This is a genomic window from Flavobacterium sediminilitoris (assembly GCF_023008245.1).
Classification (GTDB): Bacteria; Bacteroidota; Bacteroidia; order Flavobacteriales; family Flavobacteriaceae; genus Flavobacterium; species Flavobacterium sediminilitoris.
Window position 1 is genome coordinate 1,522,390 of sequence record NZ_CP090145.1, and the last position, 18,939, is coordinate 1,541,328.

The 18,939-nt window shown below is 30.0% G+C and carries 17 protein-coding genes; 8 read left to right on the top strand and 9 right to left on the bottom strand.

Translation table 11 applies throughout. The features are described from left to right. The first annotated feature begins 71 nt into the window (after window positions 1-71). Together LXD69_RS06855 and pckA are read left to right on the top strand one after the other, a co-directional pair. Entirely contained in the window at window positions 72-461 is a 390-nt protein-coding gene (locus LXD69_RS06855; protein ID WP_246918418.1) for a DUF423 domain-containing protein, read from the top strand. A gap of 66 nt (window positions 462-527) precedes the next feature. Further along, window positions 528-2,153, top strand: a complete 1,626-nt coding sequence (pckA, locus tag LXD69_RS06860; RefSeq protein WP_246918420.1) for a phosphoenolpyruvate carboxykinase (ATP) — start codon at window positions 528-530, stop codon at window positions 2,151-2,153. A 98-nt stretch (window positions 2,154-2,251) separates the two neighbouring features. On the opposite strand, the gene LXD69_RS06865 is transcribed toward pckA, so the two are convergent. Together LXD69_RS06865 and LXD69_RS06870 are read right to left on the bottom strand one after the other, a co-directional pair. Next, window positions 2,252-3,010, bottom strand: a complete 759-nt coding sequence (locus LXD69_RS06865; RefSeq protein WP_045969686.1) for a uroporphyrinogen-III synthase — start codon at window positions 3,008-3,010, stop codon at window positions 2,252-2,254. 10 nt (window positions 3,011-3,020) lie between these two features. Continuing rightward, window positions 3,021-3,719 carry a DUF4271 domain-containing protein gene (locus tag LXD69_RS06870; protein ID WP_317236316.1) on the bottom strand — a complete coding sequence of 233 codons (699 nt, stop codon included), beginning with the start codon at window positions 3,717-3,719 and terminating at the stop codon, window positions 3,021-3,023. A 74-nt stretch (window positions 3,720-3,793) separates the two neighbouring features. On the opposite strand from LXD69_RS06870, the gene LXD69_RS06875 reads away from it, so the two are divergent. Genes LXD69_RS06875 through LXD69_RS06885 form a run of 3 tightly spaced genes read left to right on the top strand, consistent with a single transcriptional unit; the run spans window position 3,794 to window position 6,285 of the window. Beyond that, entirely contained in the window at window positions 3,794-4,519 is a 726-nt protein-coding gene (locus LXD69_RS06875) for a polyprenol monophosphomannose synthase (protein WP_045969684.1), read from the top strand. Next, the gene (locus LXD69_RS06880; RefSeq protein ID WP_246918421.1) at window positions 4,519-5,862 is read left to right on the top strand and encodes a dihydroorotase; all 1,344 of its coding nucleotides are present in this window, start codon (window positions 4,519-4,521) and stop codon (window positions 5,860-5,862) included. Before LXD69_RS06875 ends, LXD69_RS06880 begins: the two co-directional genes overlap by 1 nt. Before the next feature lie 15 nt (window positions 5,863-5,877). Continuing rightward, window positions 5,878-6,285, top strand: coding sequence for a DUF4296 domain-containing protein (locus tag LXD69_RS06885; protein ID WP_246918422.1), 408 nt, complete (start codon window positions 5,878-5,880; stop codon window positions 6,283-6,285). Here the strand turns inward: LXD69_RS06885 and LXD69_RS06890 are convergent. Continuing rightward, the gene (locus LXD69_RS06890) at window positions 6,260-7,252 is read right to left on the bottom strand and encodes an NAD-dependent epimerase/dehydratase family protein (protein ID WP_246918424.1); all 993 of its coding nucleotides are present in this window, start codon (window positions 7,250-7,252) and stop codon (window positions 6,260-6,262) included. The genes LXD69_RS06885 and LXD69_RS06890 overlap by 26 nt on opposite strands. Before the next feature lie 107 nt (window positions 7,253-7,359). Between LXD69_RS06890 and tyrS the strand changes: the two genes are divergently transcribed. After that, window positions 7,360-8,667 (top strand): tyrosine--tRNA ligase, encoded by a 1,308-nt coding sequence (gene tyrS, locus LXD69_RS06895; RefSeq protein ID WP_045969676.1) that lies wholly within the window; start codon window positions 7,360-7,362, stop codon window positions 8,665-8,667. A gap of 1 nt (window position 8,668) precedes the next feature. On the opposite strand, the gene LXD69_RS06900 is transcribed toward tyrS, so the two are convergent. The 5 genes from LXD69_RS06900 to LXD69_RS06920 form a co-directional block, all read right to left on the bottom strand. Beyond that, complete coding sequence (locus LXD69_RS06900) at window positions 8,669-9,649, bottom strand: LuxE/PaaK family acyltransferase (protein ID WP_246918426.1); 981 nt, start codon at window positions 9,647-9,649, stop codon at window positions 8,669-8,671. A 106-nt stretch (window positions 9,650-9,755) separates the two neighbouring features. Further along, window positions 9,756-11,393: a T9SS type A sorting domain-containing protein gene (locus tag LXD69_RS06905; protein WP_246918427.1), complete on the bottom strand. Its 1,638-nt coding sequence runs from the start codon at window positions 11,391-11,393 to the stop codon at window positions 9,756-9,758. A gap of 104 nt (window positions 11,394-11,497) precedes the next feature. Further along, window positions 11,498-11,836, bottom strand: a complete 339-nt coding sequence (locus LXD69_RS06910; protein WP_246918428.1) for a T9SS type A sorting domain-containing protein — start codon at window positions 11,834-11,836, stop codon at window positions 11,498-11,500. 108 nt (window positions 11,837-11,944) lie between these two features. Further along, window positions 11,945-13,087: a hypothetical protein gene (locus LXD69_RS06915; RefSeq protein WP_045969670.1), complete on the bottom strand. Its 1,143-nt coding sequence runs from the start codon at window positions 13,085-13,087 to the stop codon at window positions 11,945-11,947. A gap of 143 nt (window positions 13,088-13,230) precedes the next feature. Then, entirely contained in the window at window positions 13,231-15,999 is a 2,769-nt protein-coding gene (locus LXD69_RS06920) for a TonB-dependent receptor (protein WP_246918430.1), read from the bottom strand. A gap of 182 nt (window positions 16,000-16,181) precedes the next feature. Between LXD69_RS06920 and LXD69_RS06925 the strand changes: the two genes are divergently transcribed. Beyond that, window positions 16,182-16,865: a response regulator transcription factor gene (locus LXD69_RS06925; protein WP_045969666.1), complete on the top strand. Its 684-nt coding sequence runs from the start codon at window positions 16,182-16,184 to the stop codon at window positions 16,863-16,865. Further along, complete coding sequence (locus tag LXD69_RS06930; RefSeq protein ID WP_045969664.1) at window positions 16,865-17,905, top strand: sensor histidine kinase; 1,041 nt, start codon at window positions 16,865-16,867, stop codon at window positions 17,903-17,905. Before LXD69_RS06925 ends, LXD69_RS06930 begins: the two co-directional genes overlap by 1 nt. Here the strand turns inward: LXD69_RS06930 and LXD69_RS06935 are convergent. Beyond that, entirely contained in the window at window positions 17,879-18,934 is a 1,056-nt protein-coding gene (locus tag LXD69_RS06935) for a glycosyltransferase (RefSeq protein ID WP_246918433.1), read from the bottom strand. The genes LXD69_RS06930 and LXD69_RS06935 overlap by 27 nt on opposite strands. Window positions 18,935-18,939: the final 5 nt, after the last annotated feature.

Genomic DNA, 18,939 nt, shown 5'->3' on the forward strand with positions numbered 1-18,939 from the left:
AGAATTATTGCTTTTCTTTAACTTTAAAATACTCATTTATTATTTTTTATCTTTACACGAAAATAGAACTAATGGATAAGAAAATTCTTTTAACGGCACTTGTATTAGGATTGGTAGCAATAATATTAGGAGCGTTTGGTGCTCATGGATTAAAAAAAAGTTTAACAACGGAAGCTTTGTCTACTTTTGAAGTAGGAGTAAGGTATCAAATGTATCATGCATTGTTTCTATTGTTTGTTTCCACTGCTAATTTTTTAAGTTTAAAAGAGAAAATGATTATTTTTTATTTAGTATTAATAGGTGTTTTGCTGTTTTCAGGGTCAATATATTTATTATCAACAAGTAGCATAACATTAATAAAAACAAAAGTATTAGGGCCTATAACACCTATTGGGGGACTTTTTTTAATTGCTTCATGGGGGTACATGTTTTATAGTGTTTTGGTAAAAAATAGCATTTAACACTTGATTCTAAAATTAAATTTATAATTTTACACCTTTAAATAAACACAACATAACTCATTTTTTATGAACAGTTACACCCAACCTGCGAAATCGATTTCGTTAGAGAAATATGGAATTAAAAATGTATCACAAGTTATTTATAATCCTTCGTATGAATTTTTATATAAAGAAGAGCTTGCAGAAGAATTAAAAGGCTTTGAAAAAGGACAATTGTCTGAATTAGGAGCTGTTAATGTAATGACTGGAGAGTTTACAGGTCGTTCTCCTAAAGATAAGTATATTGTAAAAGATGATACTACAAAAGATACTATTTGGTGGACTTCTGATAAAGCAGTTAATGACAATAAAGGAATTTCTCAAGATACTTGGAATGCATTAAAAGAAACTACAATCAATCAATTATCAGGTAAAAAATTATATGTTGTTGATGCTTTTTGTGGTGCAAATGAGAATACTCGTTTAAAAGTTCGCTTTGTAATGGAAGTTGCTTGGCAAGCACATTTCGTTAAAAACATGTTTATTAGGCCTACAGCAGAAGAATTAGAAAATTTTGGAGAACCAGATTTTATAGTTATGAATGCGTCTAAAACGTCTTTTAAAGATTATGAAAAACACGGATTGAATTCTGAGGTTTATGTGGCTTTCAATTTAACAGAAAGAATTCAGTTAATAGGTGGTACTTGGTATGGAGGAGAAATGAAAAAAGGAATGTTCTCTATGATGAACTATTACTTGCCTTTACAAGGAGTTGCATCAATGCACTGTTCTGCAAATAAAGGGAAAGATGGTGATGTTGCCGTTTTCTTTGGTTTGTCTGGAACAGGAAAAACAACACTTTCTACAGATCCTAAACGTGAATTAATTGGAGACGATGAGCATGGATGGGATAATGATGGTGTTTTTAATTTTGAAGGAGGTTGTTATGCTAAAACAATTGATCTAAGCGCTGAAAATGAGCCAGATATTTATAGAGCAATTCGTAAAGATGCTTTGTTGGAAAATGTGACTTTAGATGCTAATGGTAAAATCGATTTTACAGATGGTTCTGTTACTCAAAATACACGTGTTTCATATCCAATCAATCATATTGATAATATTGTTAAACCCGTTTCTAAAGCAGGTCATGCAACAAAAGTAATTTTCTTAACAGCAGATGCTTTTGGAGTAATGCCTCCAGTATCTAAATTAACTCCTGAACAGACTAAATATTATTTCTTGTCTGGGTTTACAGCTAAATTAGCAGGAACGGAAAGAGGAGTTACAGAGCCTCAACCTACTTTTTCGGCATGTTTTGGAAAAGCATTCTTGTCTTTACATCCAACAAAGTATGGAGAAGAATTGGTTAAGAAAATGGAAGAGCATAATGCTACAGCATATATGGTTAATACAGGATGGAATGGAACAGGGAAACGTATTTCTATAAAAGATACAAGAGCTATTATTGATGCTATATTAGATGGTTCTATTGCAGAAGTTGAAACGAAAACAGTACCGATATTTAATTTTGAAGTTCCTGTTGCGTTAAATAAAGTTAACCCTGCAATTTTAGATCCAAGAGACACTTATGAATCGGCTTCTAAATGGGAAGAAAAAGCAAATGATTTAGCTGCTAGATTTATTAAGAATTTCGAACAATATACAGATAATACTGAAGGAAAAAATCTTGTTAAAGCAGGACCTCAATTATAATAATTATATTAGATTCTGTCTATAAAAAAAGCGTTCTAAAATTTTAGAACGCTTTTTTTGTATTATATAATATACTCTGTATAGGATAAACTTTTTGATTACTTTCCTTTGTTAACTTCAAGAATGTATTTTTCTAAAGCTCCTGTCATAGAAGGTGTTCCAGGAGTTGGAGCCATAATGTCAACTCTTAATCCGCTATCAAGAGCTTCTTTTTGAGTTGTAGTTCCAAAAACAGCAATACGAGTATTGTTCTGTTTAAAGTCTGGAAAGTTTTTGAAAAGAGATTTAATACCTGTAGGACTAAAGAATGCTAAGATGTCATAATATACATCTTTTAAATCTGATAAGTCGCTCATTATTGTTCTGTAAAAAATTGCTGGAGTCCATGAAACTTTCAAGTTGTCTAAAGTTTGTGGAATATCATAATTTAGCTGATCTGAAGCAGGTAATAAGAATTTCTCATCTTTATACTTTTTGATTAAAGGTGCTAAATCAATAAAATCTTTCTGACCAACGTATATTTTACGTTTTCTGTAGACAACATATCTCTGTAGGTAAAATGCGACAGCTTCAGATTGACAGAAATATTTCATGTCCTCAGGAACTTTATAACGCATTTCCTCTGCAACTCTAAAGAAGTGATCAACAGAATTTCTGCTAGTTAATATAATAGCGGTAAAATTTTTTAAATCTATTTTTTGCGCTCTTACTTCTTTTGCAGGGACACCTTCTACGTGAATAAAAGTTCTGAAGTCAACTTTAACTTTGAGTTTATTTTGTAGTTCAAAATAGGGAGAGTTCTCTACCTTAGGCTCTGGTTGTGAAACCAATATTGTTTTCACTTTTAAATTTGACATACGTTTTGATCTAGTTTTTTGTAATAAAATAATACATAAAATAGTAAGGTGCTATTTCAAGGGTGCAAAGATATAAAATAAAATAAAATATTTTACGAATTACCAAATTTTGATATGTTTTTAGGGTTATAATGTAAATAATAAAATTTGTAATAATTATAATGGCAGCCAATGAAAGATAAACCCAACTTTTATTTGTTTCGGGGTTATAAAAAAGAATGATATTTATTGGTAAAAGTAGTAAACTGAAATAAGTTCTATAACTTACTTTTAAAAGATTAAATTGATCTACAAACTCTTCCATTTTAAAGGTTGTAGCTATGATTTTCTCAATTAAATATTTTGATAGGATAAAAACACCTAAAAAAGTAAAAATTTGTAAAAAAACTATTTTGTCACTGTTTTCGTGAAATATAAAGTGTTTTAGGAATAGTAATATAAAAAAAGAAAAAGAAAATAACTGCACAAAAAACATGGAAGCAGTGAAAGTGCTTCTCACATTATTACTGTCTTTGTAAATTTTAGTATATTTGTTAGATATTGCAAGTCTTATAAATTCGTTAAAACGAACTTCAAATATGTTTTTGTTAATTGCAATTATAACAAAGCTAAGGACAAACAATATCGTTGCCCAGTCTTTAAAATTTATAATCCTATCTTGAAATTGAATTGCTAACATGTTTGGCAAAATTACAAAAATTAATGTCATTAATATTATTATAATATTATTATGAAATAAACTTGATAAATAGTTTATTTTTGCATTCGAAAAAGTGTTGTAAAATGACAAAAGCAATAGTAGTAATACCTACGTATAATGAAATTGAAAATATTGAAAGTATTATAGATGCTGTTTTTTCGTTAACGACATCTTTTCATATTTTAATTGTAGACGACAATTCTCCTGATGGAACTTATGTAAAAGTTAAAGAGCTACAAACTAAATATAAAGATAGATTATTTTTAGAAGTCAGAAATAAAAAATCAGGATTAGGAACAGCCTATGTTCATGGGTTTAAATGGGCTTTGTCAAATGAATATGAGTATATTTTTGAAATGGATGCCGATTTTTCTCATAACCCAAATGATTTAGAACGATTATTAGAAGCGTGTAAAGATAAAAATGCAGATGTAGCCATTGGATCAAGGTACTCAACAGGAGTTAATGTAGTTAATTGGCCATTAAATAGAGTATTAATGTCTTATTTTGCTTCTATATACGTGAAGCTTATTACAGGTATGAAAATTCACGATGCGACTGCTGGATTTATCTGTTATAAAAAAAATGTTTTAGAAAATATTAAGTTAGATAGAATAAAGTTTATAGGTTATGCGTTTCAAATAGAAATGAAATATAGAGCTTATGTTCAAAAATTCAATATTGTTGAAGTGCCAATTATCTTTACAGATAGGACAAAAGGAGTTTCGAAAATGAGCAGTTCTATAATCAGAGAAGCTGTTTTTGGAGTAATAATGTTACGTATAAGAAAATTATTTAATAAATTATAATGAGTACCTTTTTAATTAGAAATGCAAAGATTGTAAATGAAGGAGTTGTTTTTGAAGGAGATGTGTTAATTGAAGACGAATTCATTAAAGAAATAGCAGATAAAATTAGCCCTAAATCGTCAGAATGTATTATTATTGACGCAGAAGGAAGCTATTTGATTCCAGGGGCTATTGATGATCAGGTTCATTTTAGAGAACCAGGTTTAACACATAAAGGAACAATCGCATCGGAAAGTAGAGCAGCAATTGCAGGAGGAATAACATCTTTTATTGAACAACCGAACACTGTTCCGAATGCTGTTACGCAAGAACTTTTAGAAGAAAAATATCAAATAGCAGCCGAAACATCATTTGCGAATTATTCTTTTATGATGGGAGGAACAAATGATAATTTAGAAGAAGTATTAAAAACAAATCCTAGAAATGTTGCTGGAATTAAATTGTTTTTAGGATCTTCAACAGGAAATATGCTAGTTGATAATCAAGAAGTGTTAGAAAAAATATTTTCTTCAACTAAAATGCTTATCGCAGTTCATTGTGAAGATGAAGCTACTATAAAAAGAAATTTAGAAAAATATAAAGAAGAATATGGTGATGATATACCCATGAAGTATCATCATTTAATAAGAAGTGATGAAGCTTGTTATCTGTCTTCATCAAAAGCAATTGAATTGGCTAAAAAGACAGGAGCAAGACTTCATGTTTTTCATTTGTCAACTCAGAAAGAAATGAGTTTGTTTACAAATAAAATTCCGTTAGAAGAGAAACAAATCACTGCGGAAGTTTGTGTACATCATCTTTGGTTTTCAGATAAAGATTATGATACTAAAAAGGCTTTTATAAAATGGAATCCTGCTGTGAAAACAGAAGCAGATAAAGATGCTTTGTGGGAAGCGCTATTAGATGATAGAATAGATGTTATAGCAACAGATCATGCTCCTCATACATTAGAAGAGAAAAAGAATCCATATACTTCTTGTCCTTCTGGTGGACCACTTGTTCAACATGCTGTTGTAGCAATGTTTGAGGCTGTTCATAAAGAGAAAATATCAGTAGAGAAAGTAGTGGAAAAAATGTGTCATAATCCAGCTAAGATATTTAAGATTGAAAAAAGAGGCTTTATTAAAGAAGGATATTATGCCGATTTAGCTATTATAAATCCACATTTGCCATGGAATGTAATGAAAGAAAATATATTGTATAAATGTGGATGGTCTCCATTTGAAGGGACTAATTTTAAATCTAGGGTTACACATACTTTTGTTAACGGGAAATTGGTTCATGTAAATGGGAAAATAAAAGAAGTAAAAGTAGCAAAACGTTTGTTATTTGAAAGAGAATAAATAAAAGAATGTTAGATGAAAAAAATAACTTTTTTAATTTTTAGTATTATCCTTTTCTCTTGTTCAGAAAAACCAGTACCTGAACCTGATACTCTTTTGGATGAGAAAGTAATGGTGGATATCTTGTTTGATACAGCAATACTTCAAGCTTCGGAATCGTATTTACCAGATAAACTAACAGAGAATAACGTTAGAATAAAAAAATATATTTATACAAAATACAGTATTGATAGTACTACTTATTATCAAAATCAACGTTATTATGCTTCAGATTCTAGAAAATATCGAGACATGCATAAAGAGGTCTTAGAAAGAATTGATCAGTTAAAAGCAGAAACAGATACTTTGATTAAACACGAAGGAGTTAAAGGTGGGTTATTGAAAGAAAAGAAGTTGACTAAAACTCTTGAGACAAAAGAGTAAGATAATTAGTCATGTCTAAAAAATTATAATCAAGCGTTTCAGTTATTTTTGAGTTACTGTAAATAGTAGTGGAATGTGATGATCTTGATGAGGTTTTTGTGAAGCCTCTTTTTCTTCCTGTTATTTTACATAATAGCCAGTCTAATTTCCAAGCAATGTTTGTAACTGTTTTATTAGCATATAAAAAAGGTCTTTTTGTATTCATTGCATCAGCAATTGTAAATAAAATAGATTCTAATGTAATATTTTCAGAAACTATAGTATATCGTTGGCCGTTATAATTCTTATTTGTTAGTATTACAGCACAGTTTACGACATCTTCAACGGCAACAATTCCTATTTTCCCTTTTGTATAAAATGCAAGCCCTTTTTTTATAGAATTAAAGAAAGCACTACTTCCTTGTTTTGGAAAACCATAGCCAAAAATTACTCCAGGATTTAGAATAATTACTTTTAATCCTTCTTGAAAACCTCTCCATATTTCCATTTCTGCTCCATATTTTGAGATAGCATAATCACTATGAAATTTTTCTGAATTCCATTCTGTTTCTTCTGTTATGGTGTACTCGTTCTCTTTTGCGTCTCCAAGAGCTGCGATAGAACTTATGTAACAAAGTTTATCAACTTTAAAATCAATGCAACAGTTTACAATATTTGCTGTTCCTTCAATATTTGTTTTTCTTAATTCTTCCTCATCATTTGGATCAAATGAAATAAGAGCAGCACAATGGTATACTTGTCTTATGTTTTCAAAGGCTTTGTTAAGTGATGGAATGTCGTTTATATTGCCTTCTATCCAATTAATTTTATCAAATAAGTTCAATTGATTTTTATATCGAAAAACATTTCTTACTTTTTCTATATTTTCCTTATTTCGATATAAGGCTTTTACTGCCTCATTTTCTTGAAGCAATTTCACAAGTAAGTGAGAACCTACTAATCCTGTAGCACCTGTAACTAATATCATTTTGTAAAGATAATTAGATTTTTTATTTAATGAAATTTCAATATTGCAATTACAATTGAATATTGTCAATGCTATTCAAATTGTTATATTTGTACAAATTTTAAAGAATGAAAAATCTAGTAGAAGAATTACGTTGGAGAGGGCTTATCCATGATATGATGCCAGGAACAGAAGAACAATTAGTAAAAGAACCAACAACGGTTTATATTGGTTTTGATCCTACTTCAGATTCACTACACATTGGAAGTTTAGTTCCTATTATTTTATTAATGCATTTAAGGAAATTTGGACATAGGCCTATTGCATTGGTTGGTGGTGCAACAGGAATGATTGGAGATCCATCAGGAAAATCAAATGAGCGTAATTTATTAGATGAAGTAACGTTAAATCATAATGTTAATGGTATAAAGGGTGTTTTATCTCGCTTTTTAGATTTTGATGCGAAAGATGAAACAGCACCTATACTAGTAAATAATTATGATTGGATGAAAGATTTCTCTTTTATCAATTTTGCACGTGATGTAGGTAAACGTATTACGGTTAACTATATGATGGCTAAAGATTCTGTAAAAAAACGTTTGAGTGGAGAAGAAGGAGGAGAAGGAATGAGTTTTACAGAATTTACATATCAATTAATTCAAGGATATGATTTCTATCATTTAAATAAAGAGTATAACTGTTTGTTGCAAATGGGAGGAAGTGATCAATGGGGAAATATTACAACAGGAACAGAATTGGTTCGTAGAATGAACGTAGATAACGAAGAGCGTTCTAAGGCATATGCTATGACTTGTCCTTTAATAACTAAAGCAGACGGTTCAAAATTCGGAAAATCAGAAGGTGGAAATGTATGGTTGGATGCTGATAAAACATCGCCATATAAATTTTATCAATTTTGGTTAAATACGACTGATGTTGATGCTGAAAAATATATTAAAATCTTTACATTTTTAGATGAAGAAACAGTAGTTAAGTTGATTGCAGAACATAATGAAGCTCCACACTTGAGAGTGTTGCAAAAAAGATTAGCAGAAGAACTAACATTATTAGTGCATTCAAAAGAAGATTTGGAGAGTGCTATTTTTGCTTCTAATGCTTTTTTTAGCAAAGATATGGACGGATTAAATGCTTTATCTGAAAAAGCTTTATTGGAGGTTTTTGAAGGAATTCCAATGGCAGAAATTTCAAGAAAAGATTTTGAAGAAGGATTAGATATGGTTGCTGCATTGGCAACTAAAACTAATTTTTTAGCTTCAAATGGTGAAGCTAGAAGAGAACTAAAGCAGAATGCAGTTTCTTTAAATAAAGAAAAAGTAAAAGAAGAACGAGCTATAACAACAGATGATTTAATTAATAATCAGTTCTTGTTATTGCAAAAAGGGAAAAAGAATTATTATGTAATTAGAGTAGTATAGTTTACAAAACCATCAAATTACAACCTCTAATATCAGAATTGTCAAAACGTCCCAACACTTCGAAAGAATGGTTGGGATATTTTTTTCCTAAATCTTGTGTGGCAATAAAAGAGCATGAATTAATATTTGCTAAATCTATTACATTTACACCGCCAGTTTTTCCATAATCAATATAAGATAAAGCATCTTCTGTATCTCTAATTAAAATCTGCATCCATGGTGGACATTCAAAAATACCGTTTCCTAAAGAGTAAGCTTGTGATAATAATTCGGTCATGCCATATTCAGAATGAATCACAGGAACTCCAAATCCTTGGCATAAGATTTCATGTAGCTCTTCTCGAATAATCTCTTTTCGTTTGCCTTTCATGCCACCAGTTTCCATGACAATCGTGTTCTTTAACTCAAATTGATGTGGTTCAATCAAATCTAATAAGGCATAAGTCACACCAATTAGAATTACATTTTGACCCGATTTATCTAGTTCAGCTAATTTGATTGCTAATTCATCAAGATTATTTAAATAAAATCCTGAATCTGGATGGTTGCTACTTTTAATTAAATCATTAATCATGTAGATTAGTGAAGAGCCTTCACGCTCTAAATAAGATGGAAGTAAGGCTAAAACGCAATAATCTTCAATATTACCATAAAATTCAGAAAAGGCATTGCGATAACTTTGCTCATAGATTGAAACATCTGTAACAAAATGATTGCTGGTTTGCATTCCAGTTGTTCCACTACTTGTAAATGTTTCTTGTATAGTTTCTCTGGAGCTTATAATATCATGACTTTTAAAAAACTGAATGGGAAGAAATGGAATATCTAATAATGATTTCACATTAGATTTATCTTTTTTTAGAAGATTACAAAAATTCTTATAAACAATATTGTTGTCATATTGATGTCTGAAAACTTTGAGCGTTAGTTTTTCAAAATCTTTTTTGCTTGAAATGGTAAAGATATCTCCTGTTGAAATCATAGTGTTTTTGTGTTGCTAAATAATTTTTAGAACAATGCAAAAATATAAAATAAAAAAAGCATCAACATATCGTTGATGCTTTTAAGAATGTATTTTTTAAGAAAAATTATTTAACAACTAATTTTCTAGTAGCTGTTTTTCCTTCTTCTGTAATTTTTACAATATACATACCAGCATTTAAGTTAGCTGTATTTATTGTATTATTGATTACTTTAGCATTGATTACTTCTTTTCCTACGATATCAAAAATTTGAACACTCATGTTAGCATTTGCTGTAGAAGAAAAATGTAAAACATTTCCAGAAACTGGGTTTGGATACATTGTTAAGCCTTCAATTGCATTGAAAGAATTTGTTGATAAAGTAACATCTGCTAAAGAACGAGCAACCACTTGAGGAGTTCCATTAAATTCTGTAACAATCACAGCCATGTCGTTTGCTCCAGAAGGTATTAAATTAGCATTTGCTACATAATTTGCTTCTGCAAAAAGAGTTCTGAAAATCATAGTGCTTCCGTCAGAAATATCATAATTAGTGCTTACAGCAAAAGTGGCTACTCCATCTCCATTTATAAAAGTCACGCCATTAATTTGGACTAATTCACTTTCATATGCTTCAATATTCCCTGTTATATCAGAGATTGTAACAACTTCAGGAGTGATTGTGTTTCCAGTAGAAGAAGCGGTAATGTTTTCATAAGGTATTAATTGTAAAACACCACTAAAAATTATCGCTTGTCCTTTAAGACCTGTCATTCCATCACCTTCATTGAAAGTGTTTAATATGATTCCAGTATTATCATCAATTAGAATCGCAGCTGTTCCGTCTTGAATGTATTTCTGATTTCTTGCTGCTCTAGTGTAGGTTACAATTGCTTCACTAGAAATTTCATAAAATAATCCGTCTCCATTTGCAATAACATCAGCTCTTAATGCAGCAAGGTTATTGACTACTGTAAAAGGACTAACTGTAAAATTTACTGTTGAGTTTACTGCTGGTGATATAGGTGTACCAGAGTCATCAACAAGTTCCATGTAAATAGTATGTACTCCTGTAGATAAGCTAGTTAAAGAAATAACTGAAGTGTCAAATTTATCTGTTGCTGAACCATTATCAACAGTATAGCTAATGTGTCCATCTCCAGATCCTGGATTTGCTACGGCAAAATTTTGTACACTAAATGCTATATCAATATTAGTGTCCGGAGTTGTTGATCCATCAGTTGGACTTGTAATTGCTAAACTAGGTGTTAATTGTGCCACGAATTGAAAATTATCAATATACATAATTGATGATCCCGTCCAATTTGCAGAGGTGTCGTAAAATCTAAATCCGATGTCAATTGGTCCAGATGTAGTAGCAGTATAAGTATATGTTAATGTCTGCCATTGATTTAAAGTAGTATCATCACTATAATTTTGGTATGTCTCTACGAAAAATCTAGCTCTAGCTCCATTATCTAAAGCATAAATATCTACTGAAACATCATATGTAGTTCCTGCTACAACATTGATGGTTTGTCTTAAATCTGTATCTGCTTGATTTTGAGTTGTGATTGTGAATTTTCCAGATTTAGCACCTTCTGATATAATAGTTGTTTCCTCTTCAATAGTTATTCCTGAGTCATTTGTCCATGTATCTAATACTCCAGTTGTAAAACTTTCAAAATCACCATTAATTGCTAGATTTTGAGAAAAAGTAATTGTGGAAATCAGTAAAGTAAATAAAAAGTAAAGTTTTTTCATTTTTTTAAGTTTAAATTTTAATACAAATATAATAACTAATTTTCTTTTGAAAGAAAATAGCGATGTAAAATAAAGGTTAAGGTTTATATGGTTGTAAAACGTAATTAATTGATAATTAGTTTTCGTGTAGCAGAAGCTTCTGCTTCTCTTATTTTTACAATATATACACCAGGATTTAGTGTGCTAATGTTTATTTCTTTTGTAGTGGTAATTGTTTCAAACACTTTTTTTCCTAGTACATCAAAAATTTCTACTTTCTTTTCTAAAGAAAGTTTTGATGAAATATTTATTTTTCCTGTATTTGTAGGGTTTGGATAAATAGTTAAACCCTCAATAGTTAGCTCTTGAGTTCTGGTTGTGCTATTTTTTGAATCCTGAGAATAAGTATTCACAGAAAATAGAAAAGCACCGAAAAGAATAATATAAAAGTATTTTTTTATCACTGACGTAAGTATTTAAGTGTAAATATAATGAATTTTTTAATTACAATAACAATGCCAAATGAAAAAATCCCTCAACTGAGGGATTTTTAACTTTTTATATAGATTTTATTATAATCCTGTAGTCCAACCTTGTGCCCAAGAAGGTGTTTCTGCACCATTTCCTGCACCAGTATTATTCCCTTCTGTAAGGTATGTTGTGTTTGTTCCTGAATATTCAGATTTAGAACCAGCAACATTTACAAATTGTATTGGATTGAATATTACAAAACCATTATCTACATTTGTGTTTGCAGGAGCATCTTCAGCAGCAGGCTTGATTTTTATACCTTTACTGAAATCTTGAATATAAATATTTTGAGCATTCCATTTTCCTCCGCCTTCTTTGATATACATTCCATGTTCCTCACCGTTTAAAGAACCTTTTAAGATTGTGAAGTTCTTTAAAGTTGCATTTGTAGTTGGTAATGCATCTCCATTATCTCCATTGTTAGAACCTTCAACACCAGCTTTTGCAACATCTTTTATGAAAACATTTTCTAAAGTTCCAGAATATCCGTCTGCAAAGTCAACAGCATCATCTTCACTATGTAAAGCGATTAAATATTTAGCGTTTACAGATCCGCCGAAAAATTCAATTCCATCATCACCACTTTTGTAGGCTTGAACATATTCAACAGTTGTTCCAGAACCTACACCAAATAATGATAATCCGTTGAATTCTTTTTGATTTGTAAATGCAGCACCAGTATATTCAATTCTTAAGTAGCGAATGATACCAGAACTATCATTGTTGTCAGAGCCACCATAAGTTAAATCAGAAACTTCTGCAGTTGCTGTTTCTCCATTAGCTCCACCTTTATTTGTTCTTGCTTTTCCGCAAACTACTAATCCACCCCAATCACCAGGAGCAGGATTTGTTTTTCCACTTGTCATAATAACTGGATTAGTCTCTGTTCCGTTGATGTATATTAAAGCATCTTGTGCTACAGCAATGTAAGAAGATGTTCCTCCTGTTGCTTCAATTCTAGTTCCTGCTGGTATTGTAAGAGTAGCATCTGCTTTAACTACTAAAGAACCTGTTAATTTGTATGTAACGGCTGGGTCTAATGTTAAAGACTGACCTGCTGTTAAAACACCTTTAAAGTTGCTTGGATCAAATGTTTGTGTAGTTTCATTAGAATCATCGTCTCTTGAACATGAAGTCATCAATAAAGCTGTAATAGCTAAGGTTGATAAAAGTAATTTTTTCATTGTAATTGTGTTATTTAATATTTGAATCAAAAGTAGTAGGTGTATGCTACTTGAATTTTATCTCAATGTTATTAGTGTGTTAAAAAGAAATAGGCTAGTTTTTATAAAAACTAGCCTATGTTTCTTTAATGTTAAAAAGATGTTTAGAATTCGTATTTTAACGAAAAACTATAATTTTGGCCTTTCTTATATGAATCTACTACTACGTTTTGAATGTCTTGGTAACGCTCAATTGTAGGGTTTGTAATATTTTTGACAGTAAAACCTAGGCCTAAGTTTTTGTTTAATTTATATTTTAAAACAAAATCGAATGTTCCTACTTTACTATCAATAAGGTTCCCTTTTCCATAAGAACCAATAGCAAAGTTTCTATCTGAAAAATAACTAAAAGCTAATGTTGATTGTAGTCCAGAATCATTTTTAAAATCTTTACTAAAACTAATGTCTGAATTTATTAATAGATCTGAGGCACCTGTTAGTTTTCCTTCTTTTTCTGTGAACGCAACATTGATAGTTCCTTCTGTTTCATTTAAAACTTTTTCTTTATCAAAATCTTGATTTGTATTCATGTATGATATATTTAATCCAAAAGAAAGATTTGTTTTTTCATTTGTAGAAAGGTTTTCTCTTGAAAGAATATTTTTTCTGAATTCAATTTCAGCTCCTAATCCAATTGCTTTTTCGCCAGAGTTTACATAAGAAATATCATTTGTAGCAGAAGCAACAGTTACTTCGTTTATTGGATTTTGAATGTATTTTCCAAAAGTTGTTAAAGAGATAATTTCTCCGCTTTTAGGAAAAAATTCCCATTTTAAATCGAAATTGTAATCTGTAGAGTTATATAAATATGGATTACCAAAATATACTTGATTTACTTCTTCAAATTGGAAAGGAGCTCTTTCTTTAAACTGTGGTAATGTATATGTTTTACTTGCTGCAATTTTTAAGTTTTGTTTTTCATTAAGTTCATATTTTGCAGTAATCATTGGCAAATATTCCATTGTGTCAAAGTTCTTTTTTCCTCCTTGTGGAGCAAGAGCTGTTTTGTATTTGATATCTTGAATGATAAATTCAGAACGGAAACCCGCAATTACATATAGTTTTGGATTGAATTGATATTCAATAGCTCCATAACCAGCAGAAATAATTTGTTGGCCATTAAAATTTTGAGGGTTAAGAGCATTAGGATCTCCTAATCCACCATTAAACGTTTCTATCACAAATAACCCAGCATTGAAGTTGTTTTGATTGAAATAGCCATCAATGTTATTTAAGTCGATTGTTGGTTGCGCGACGGTTTGAATGTCAAAGTTAAATTGTGTTGCATCAAAATTTAATTTCTTATATCTTATACTATATCCTGCAATTACTTTTCCTTTGTATTTATCACTATCTTTACTGAATTTATAAGATAAATTAGCATTAGCAGCAACTTCATCATCAGTCATTTCTTGATAATATCTGTGGTTTTCAGATTGATTATTTTCAGCAACTTTTATATTTGACAAATCTCCATTATCATTAACAGGAATAAAAGTATTCTGCATTCTGTCTGGAACAATATTTTTCATCATGTTGTATGATGTTCCCCAGTTTAAATCAATTCTATCTGAAAATGTATGTTCTCCAAGTAGTTGATTTACTAATAAAGATGTTCTTTCAAAAGTAGAACGTCTAATAAATCCACCACCATTTGCAGCAATATCAAAAATGTCAATTATTCCTGTATATTCTTCGTGTTTTTGATTAGAAGAATTGATATACATGGAATTAAAGCGTAAATTGTTATTGTTGTTTATTTTATAATTGACGTTAGCCATCAAATTAGTGTTTGTTTGATAATTATATGATTGCTTAAATAAATCTCTTTTTGCAATCCCTTGTACATTAACACTTCCTCTTGAAACTCCTTCTTTAAATGTATATCCATTGTCGAAAGAAGAATTGATAAAGAAGCTTAATTTTCCATTTTCACTTACTGAATATGAATCGCCTCCTCTTAAATAAAATGAGCTATTTATTGGTGTTTGAGCTCTTTTGTCCCAACTGGTATTAAAATTGTAACCACTAAAAGGGCTGTTAGGATATTTTTGATTGCTGAATCCATGAAAACTTGGACCATCTTGTAAATAGAATTTGTCTTGTTTAATTGCATTTGAGTTTACTCCAAAACCAGTTCCTATTTCTAGTGTTCCGCTACCTTTGTAATTTTTAGAAACAATATCAATGTTTGCTCCTGCAAAATCACCATAATTTTTGTAATTGAATGTTTTATCAATGCCAATATATTCAACAATATCTGTAGAGAAAATATCTAAGCTAATATTCTTTTTAGTTGGATTGTTAGATGGTAATGGCAATCCATTCATTGTAGTAGTGTTATATCGATCTCCTAATCCACGAACATAAATGTTTCCTGAACCTTCTTGTTTTGTAATTCCTGTTGTTTTAGTTACTGCCGATGCTACATCGCTAATACCTTTTTTAGAAATCTCTTCAGCTCCTATCGCTTGTTTGATTTCAACCGCTTTTTGTTGCTCTTGTAGTAAAGCTTGCTCGCTTTCTTTAGTTACAGAATGTGTTATTACTACATCTTGTAATTGAACACCACTTGCTTCAAGTGTGTGATTAATTACTTTTTTTTCTCCAGCTTTAATTGTAAAAGGGATTTCTTTTGTTTCGTAACCTAGATATCCAATTTCTAAAACATAACTTCCTGGCTTAACAGATAGTGTATATTTTCCCATGTCATCTGTTGAAGTGCCAATTGTTGTTCCTTTTATTACTATATTAGCAAAAGGTAATGGCTCGTTGTTGAATTCTTTATCTAAAATAACTCCTGTTACTGTTCCTGTTTGGCCGAAAGAGTAAAGGCTAATAAATAAAAAGCTTAATAAAAATTGTAGTTTCATTATTGTGTTGTTGAAATTTGGTGCAAAGGAACTCTAACAAGATTATCAAACTGTTACTGTCAAGTTATAAAAAAGTTTTATAAACGTTACTTAAATGTTAAGTCATTAAATTATCGTTAAGAGCTTGATAGGTTTCATATTATATTTACCTTTACAATCAATAAAGAGAACTTTATTATATTATGAAAAAAAGAGAAATTAAGATTTTATTAGTTGATGATGAGCCAGATATCTTAGAGATTATTGGTTATAATTTGTCACAAGAAGGCTATCAAATTGTAACTGCTTCAAATGGAAAAGAAGCTGTTGCTAAGGCAAAAAAAGAGCTTCCACATTTAATAATTATGGATGTTATGATGCCTGAAATGGATGGTATTGAAGCATGTGAAAATATTAGAAAATTTTCAGAATTAGAGAATACAATCATCACTTTCTTGACTGCTAGATCTGAAGATTATTCTCAGGTTGCAGGCTTTGATGCAGGTGCGGATGATTATATTGCAAAGCCTATAAAGCCTAAAGTTTTGGTTAGCAAAGTAAAAGCGCTTTTAAGGAGGTTAAAAGATGATGTTTCTGCTACTGATACTTTAAAAGTAGGTGATATTGAAATTAATAGAGAAGAATATAAAATCATTCGTCAAGATGAAGAGATAGTACTTCCTAGAAAAGAATTTGAATTGTTTTATCTTTTAGCGACTAAGCCTGGAAAGGTTTTTACAAGAGAAGAAATTTTAGACAAAGTTTGGGGTAATGAAGTTGTAGTAGGAGGAAGAACAATAGATGTTCATATTCGTAAATTAAGAGAAAAAATAGGGGATGATTTCTTTAAAACTATAAAAGGAGTTGGTTACAAATTAGAGTTTTAATGGTCATTAATTTTAAAAAATCATACAAGTTTGCTGTTAAATCAGCAGTATATATAACCCTTTTTTCCTCAGGGTTATTGTATTTATTAAACTTTTTTTATTTAAAGGCAAGTGTTTGGTTCGTGGTTTGCTTTTCTTTTTCAGTATTTTCTTTTTCTTTTTTTGTTTTACAATATCGAGTAGAAAGATTCATATATAGAAGAGTAAAAAAAATCTATGACGATGTATCGCTATTAGAAAACGCATCTTTTAGAAATCAGCCTGTTACAACAGATATGGCTACTTTAACGAGAGAAGTACAAAAGTTTGCGAAAGATAAAAAGTTAGAAATAGAAACATTAAAGATTAGAGAAGAATACCGTAGAGAATTTTTAGGAAATGTATCACATGAATTAAAAACACCATTGTTTACTGTTCAAGGTTATTTACTAACTCTTTTAGATGGAGCAATGGATGATAAAAACATTCGAAAAAAATATTTACAAAGAGCAGAAAAAGGAGTTGAAAGACTTATCTATATTGTTAAAGATTTGGATTTAATAACAAAACTAGAAACAGGAGATATAAACTTAGAGCTTTCAGAATTTAATATTGTAGAGGTAGTTCAAAATGTTTTTGAACTATTAGAAATGAGAGCTTCAAAGAAAAACATATTACTGACTTTTGATGCTAAGTATAAACCCATTACAGTAATAGCTGATCAAGAAAAAGTACAACAAGTAGTTACAAATTTGGTTATGAATTCCATCAAATATGGAAAACAAGGAGGAACTACTGAGGTAAGTATTGAAGATTTAGTGAATAATAAAATAATTGTTAGGATTACAGATAATGGTGAAGGAATAGAGAAGCAACATATTTCTAGACTATTTGAAAGATTTTATAGAGTTGATAAAAGTGGTGCTAGAAGCGAAGGAGGATCTGGTTTAGGATTAGCAATTGTAAAGCATATTATTGAAGGGCATAATGAAAAGATATACATAGAAAGCCAATTTGGAATTGGATCTGAATTTTCATTTACCTTGGAAAAGACTAAATAATTTTTTCCAGCTTATTTCAGTAGAAAAGTTTAAAAATCCTTTATAGCTATTTATTTGTTCAAGTTTTTCAATGCTAAAGTTATCTTGACTACAACTCGGAGCTATATTTTCTTGTTTAAGTTTCTTAGCTAAATATTCTTGTTCATATTGTCCTGGTGTTGGAATGAAAAATGCTTTTTTCCCTAATTGAGCTAAATCCATGATTGTTGTATAACCAGATCGACATAAAATAGTAGAACTTTCATTAAAAGCTATCTCAAGTTGCTCACTATTCATGAAGTTATAATAGGTAATATTTTTTTCCTCATAAGTGCTTTGTTTATCTTCAATAATACCTTTTATAAACAACGTTTTATGAGTATAGTTTTCCAACTCTGTTATCAGTTTTTTTTCTAATAATGTTCTTTGCGGTTCAGGTCCTGAAAGAATTACCATTAATTCATACTTGTTTTTAGTAACTTTTTTATGTAATCTGCTTAATGGACCAATATATTTTAAAGAACTGAAAGGATCTTCTAAATGACCTAATTTTCCAGATAAATTTGGTTTTTTTTCCATATCAGGAACCCAGCATTCATTGTATTTTTTTATGTAATGATGATGTATTTTTGTACTTATCCAAGTAGTATTTCCTGTTAAAACATTTAATTGATGAGTAATGAAAACAGAAGGAATGTTTTTAGAATAAACACCTAATCTATTATCCGATATTAATCCAGAAATATTATATTCTTTAATTATATTTTCAGTGGCTATTCTTTCCGCTTTTATTGCTTTTATAATAGTAGGAAGTTGAGAGAAAAGTTTTATTTTAAAATTTTTTCCTTTTTCTGAATATTTTATTTGATATGAAGGTAATTCAAGTGTAATTAGATGAGCAAATTCTTTTTTTAATAATTCTAATGCAATTCCATCAGAAGCAATTACAGGTTCAAAGCCACTTTTTTCTAAAGCTCGAATTATGGGTATGCATCGAGTTGCATGACCCAATCCCCAGTTTAATGGTGCAACAAGGATTCTGTTTTTCATTGATG